Here is a 4,973-nt window from a genome sequence, read left to right on the forward strand (position 1 = left end):
GAGATCTTTTCGGCTCGAGTAGGCTCCCCCCCCCACCGGCCTTCCTTTCCCCTCTTCTATAGTGCTCCCCCTCCTTCGCCCGTTTCCCGTCGTCGGGGCCGGGCGCCCCGCCCGGGCCGGCCGTCAGCCCGGATAGACCGGCGCCGTCCCGTCCTTGTCCACCTTCTGCCACTGCGCCCCGGTCGGCAGCCGGACGATCCCGTCGTCCGAGTAGGCCACCAGCGGCACCCGGTCGTCCTCGGACGCGGCGATCGCCTTCACTCCGGGCAGCGCGCCGGGCGCCGGACCGTCGAGGGTGGCGCCGTCGACCTGGACGTAGCGCATCTGCTGCACGCCGCCCTGCTCCTGGCCGACCACCAGCAGCCTGCTGTCCCCGGCCCACGTCATGGCGCTGACCTGCTCCAAGTCGGGCGCGGCGGAACGGAGTCCGACCACCGAGGGCGCCTCACCGGTCCCCTCCTCGCGCTCGATCCGGCCGATCATCAGGGACTGCTTGCCGGCCTTCTCCACGACCAGCGCTATCCGCACGCCGTCGGCGGCCACGCGGGCGTCCTTGATCCGGCCGGGCAGGTCCGGGACGGTGACCTTCCGCGCCCTGGCAGTGCCGTGCTCCACCACGTACAGAGCCGTGGCCTGCGGGTCACGGTCGGCCACCCACAGGTCGCCGCGGGCGTCCCAACTCGGCGTGGTCAGCCGGTCGGCGGGGGTCGGGCCCTTGCTGGTGACCAGCGCGTCGCCGAGTGAACTGTCCAGGGCCAGCGAGGTCATGCGCAGCGACGCGCCGTAGTCGTCGACCGCGGCCACGCTGCGCTCGTCCCGCGACACCGCCACCGACTGGAGCGTCTTGTCGCCCTCGCCGAGCGCGCCCGGCACCTGCACGGACCTGGTGCCGGTGCTCCCGGTCGGCATCCGCACCAGCCGGTGCCTGCCGTCGACGTAGTACAGGTATTCGGGCCGCTTGGAGGAGCCGTGCCAGGCGGCGGACTCGGCGCGCGCCTCGGTCAGATCGCACAGCCGGTGGCCGCCGGTGCCCTGCAACTCGACGGACTCCAGGGTCGGCGCCAGGTTCCGCAGCGTGAACAGCAACTGGGTGGCCATCTCGGTGCACTTGGACGCCGAGACGCGCGACTCCTTGAGATTCAGGGGCACCGTCAGCCGGTTCTGGTCGTCCGGCGCCAGCCCGGACACGCCCTTCTGGAGGGTCGTACCGGTCGGGAAGCTGGAACGCACCACCGGGCGGAGCCATGTGGACGGCTTACCCAGCACCGAGCGGACCATCTGCGTCATCGCGTCGACCTTGCTGCGCACGAACACCGGATCGGCGACCGCCACCGGCTCCCCGGCCGGCCCGGCCGACGTACCCGAGGCGAAGTAGTACTTGTCGACGGATGTGTAGTTGCGCTGGAAATCCGACTTGCCCATGACCACACCGTCGGGCAGCTCGTCGATGCGCCACTGCCCGGACTTACCGTCACGGGACAGATGCACCTTCTTGCGGTAGGTGCCGGCCGCGGGCTGGTACGCCTGCTCGTCGTCGACCGTGGCGACGCGGGTACCGGTCAGCACACAGGTGATGCTGTCGGGCACCTCCCGGCTGCCCAGATGGCAGCCGGGCTCGATGCTCGGCCCGTTCGCGAGGACCGTGGTCGAGCTCTCCGGCCGCCAGGTGCGCGCCGCGTCGTTCGACAGGTACTTGCGGGCCGTGTCGTACGCCGGGTCGTCGCTGGTCAGCGCCTCCAGGAAGCCCTGCATGATCTCACCCGGCTGGGCGTCCTCGGCGGGCGGCATGGCGAACACCCGTACCCCGGTGTCCTGCCGGGGCGTGGACTCCACGTCCCGCAGATCACCGCTGTCCGGCATCGAGGCACACCCGGCGAGCAGAACGGCCCCCAAGGCGGTGTACGCCGCCGCGCGCCACGGCTTGCGCCGGGCGCCCCCCTCGCGGTCAGCGCCCACGAAATGCCTCCCCTGCATCGGTCGAATCCTCCGGCCGCGCCGTCTCCCGCCGGTCGGATTCCGGTCGTACGGCTCCGGCGTCCCGTCCCGGATCCGCGGCCGGCCGCCGCACGGACCCCATGGGCCGGGGCACGACCCGCGCGCCGTTGCCGTTGCCGGGCAGGGCGGTCGGGTCGGCGGTGGGCGCGGGCGCACGTGGGGGCAGCGCGGACGCGTGACCGCCGCCCTGCTGCGCCGGAACGGTCGCCCGCTTCTCCGCGCGGGGCGTCCCCGAGTCGTCGGGGCGCCGCTTACGGCGCGAGTCCTTGGGCTCCAGCGGTATCGGCGAGCCCCGCAGCGGCTCGTCCGCGGTCCTGGGCAGCGTCAGCCGGAACTGCGAACCGCCGCCCGGCTCGCCCCAGGCCTGGAGCCAGCCGCCGTGCAGCCGCGCGTCCTCCAGGGCGATCGACAGCCCGAGACCGGTGCCCCCGGTGGTGCGGGCACGGGCCGGGTCGGCCCGCCAGAAGCGGCTGAACACGCGGGTCGCCTCGCCCGGCTTGAGCCCGACGCCGTAGTCGCGCACCGCGACGGCGACCGCGCCGCCCGCGGCGGCCAGCTTGACGATGACGTCCTTGCCCTCACCGTGCTCGACGGCATTGACGACGAGATTGCGCAGCACCCGCTCCACCCGCCGGGCGTCGGCCTCGGCGACCACGGGCTGTTGGTCGCCGACCACCCGTATACGGGTGCCCTTGCGCTCGGCGAGCGGCTCGGCGCCGCCGACGACGCGCCGCACGACCTCCCTGAGGTCGATCGGCTCGGCCTCCAGGGCCGCGGCGCCCGCGTCGAAGCGGCTGATCTCCAGGAGGTCGGCGAGCAGCGACTCGAACCGGTCCAGCTGGTCGGTGAGCAGCTCGGCGGAGCGCGCGGTCACCGGGTCGAAGTCCTCGCGCGCCTCATGGATGACGTCGGCGGCCATCCGGACAGTCGTCAGCGGTGTGCGCAGTTCGTGCGAGACGTCCGAGACGAACCGGCGCTGCATCCGCGACAGGTCCTCCAGCTGCTGGATCTTGCCCTGGAGGTTCTGCGCCATCTTGTTGAACGCCTCGCCCAGCCGGGCGATGTCGTCCTCACCGGTGACCTTCATCCGCTCCTGGAGCCGGCCGGCGGACAGCCGCTCGGCGATCCCGGCGGCCATCCGCACCGGCGTGACGACCTGCCGCACCACCAGCCAGGCGATGGCGCCGAGCAGGACGACGACGAACAGCCCGGCGGTCGCCAGGGTGCCCTTGACCAGGCTGAGGGACTTCTCCTCCTGGGTGAGCGGGAAGAGGTAGTACAGCTCGTACGGTCGCCCGTTCGGGTCGTTCACCTGCTTGCCGATGACCAGCGCGGGCTGCGGGTCCTTGCCGTTGGAGTAGACGATCCGGGTGTAGCTCTGGACGGCCGTGGTGCCGCTGTTGACCCGATGGCGCAGGTCGGCGGGGACACTGGAGGTCGGGTTGACGTTGCCGGAGCCGCGCGGGCTGCGGCCGCCGCCGCTGTCGTCGTCGACGGGCAGCGTCACCACGTCAAAGGCGCCCGCGCCGCCGCTGGACAGCGATTCGACGAGGTCGCTCATCCACTGGATGACGTTCTGCGTGGGCCGGCCGTCCGCGCCGTCGGTGCCGTCCGTGCTGCCGTCGGCGGTGCCGTCCGTGCTGCCGGTGCCCGTGCCGTTGGTGCCCGCCGCCTCGTCGGCGCGCTGCTTGGCCACCGCGAAGCCGCCCGTGGCCTGGCTCTGCGAGGCGCGCACCTTCGCGTCCAGCAGGCCGTTGCGCACCTGCCCGATCACGACGAAGCCGAGCAGCAGGACGACGCCCAGCGACATCAGCAAGGTGGTCGCGACGACCCTGAGCTGGATGTTGCGCCGCCACAGCCGCATCACCGGCAGCAGCGGCCGGCGCACCCAGCGCAGGAACAACCGCAGGACCGGGCTGCCCTGCGCCCCGCCCTGGAGCAGTCCGCCCTCGAAGAGGCGCCTCCAGCGGGTACCCGCCGCCGCCCGGCCGACAGGCCGCTTCGGACGGTCCCCGGGCATGCCGGACCCCGAAACGACACTGTCCCCGGACATGTCAGCTCGGTCCGGCCTTGTAACCGACACCACGGACGGTCACCACGATCTCCGGCCGCTCCGGGTCCTTCTCGACCTTGGAGCGCAGCCGCTGGACATGCACATTGACCAGGCGGGTGTCGGCGGCGTGGCGGTAACCCCACACCTGCTCCAGCAGCACCTCGCGGGTGAAGACCTGCCAGGGCTTGCGGGCGAGCGCGACCAGCAGGTCGAACTCCAGCGGGGTCAGCGCGATCGCCTGCCCGTCCCGCTTCACCGAGTGCCCGGCCACATCGATGACCAGGTCACCGATGGTCAGCTGCTCGGGCGCCGGCTCCTCGGAGCGCCGCAACCGCGCCCGGATCCGCGCCACCAGTTCCTTCGGCTTGAACGGCTTGACGATGTAGTCGTCCGCGCCCGATTCCAGGCCCACCACGACGTCCACGGTGTCGCTCTTGGCCGTGAGCATCACGATCGGCACACCCGACTCGGCCCGGATCAGCCGGCACACCTCGATGCCGTCCCGTCCGGGCAGCATCAGGTCGAGCAGCACCAGATCGGGCTTGCTCTCACGGAACGCCGCCAGCGCCTTGTCGCCGTCGGCTACGAAAGACGGCTCAAAACCTTCACCACGCAGCACGATGCCGAGCATCTCGGCCAGTGCGGTGTCGTCGTCGACGACAAGGACTCGTCCCTTCATAAACGACATCATCCCATTCTCGTAACGACGGCAGAGGTGCAGGTGAGGCAGCTCACTGGCCTGTGACGATAGTCGTACGGAGCCGTCACTGTCTGCCCCCGGCCGTCTCAGGGGGCGCACCGGGGGGGGGGGGGCGGGGGGGGGGGGGCGGGGGGGGGGCGCGCTCCGGTCAGACAGTCGCCGACCCTCTCGGCCCCTCTTCCACCCCCCCTAGCACTTCTCCCCCCACAAGTGTGGCGAACCCCC

3 protein-coding genes are annotated in these 4,973 nt (G+C 72.1%); all 3 read right to left on the bottom strand.

The window, feature by feature from the left end; genetic code table 11:
• Window positions 1–123 precede the first annotated feature (123 nt).
• Genes AC069R_RS33870 through mtrA form a run of 3 tightly spaced genes read right to left on the bottom strand, consistent with a single transcriptional unit; the run spans window position 124 to window position 4,739 of the window.
• Window positions 124–1,956 carry an LpqB family beta-propeller domain-containing protein gene (locus AC069R_RS33870; RefSeq protein WP_478770530.1) on the bottom strand — a complete coding sequence of 611 codons (1,833 nt, stop codon included), beginning with the start codon at window positions 1,954–1,956 and terminating at the stop codon, window positions 124–126.
• Window positions 1,946–4,048: an MtrAB system histidine kinase MtrB gene (gene mtrB / locus AC069R_RS33875; RefSeq protein ID WP_478770531.1), complete on the bottom strand. Its 2,103-nt coding sequence runs from the start codon at window positions 4,046–4,048 to the stop codon at window positions 1,946–1,948. The genes AC069R_RS33870 and mtrB overlap by 11 nt, the downstream gene beginning before the upstream one ends.
• 1 nt (window position 4,049) lies before the next feature.
• Window positions 4,050–4,739, bottom strand: a complete 690-nt coding sequence (gene mtrA, locus AC069R_RS33880; protein ID WP_478770532.1) for a two-component system response regulator MtrA — start codon at window positions 4,737–4,739, stop codon at window positions 4,050–4,052.
• Window positions 4,740–4,973: the final 234 nt, after the last annotated feature.

This window comes from Streptomyces sp. NPDC043952, from assembly GCF_056435325.1.

What these genes read in the sequence shown, in the direction of transcription:
- mtrB (WP_478770531.1), bottom strand. Translation starts at nt 4,048, where the DNA reads ATGTCCGGGGACAGTGTCGTTTCGGGGTCCGGCATGCCCGGGGACCGT.
- mtrA (WP_478770532.1), bottom strand. Translation starts at nt 4,739, where the DNA reads ATGATGTCGTTTATGAAGGGACGAGTCCTTGTCGTCGACGACGACACC.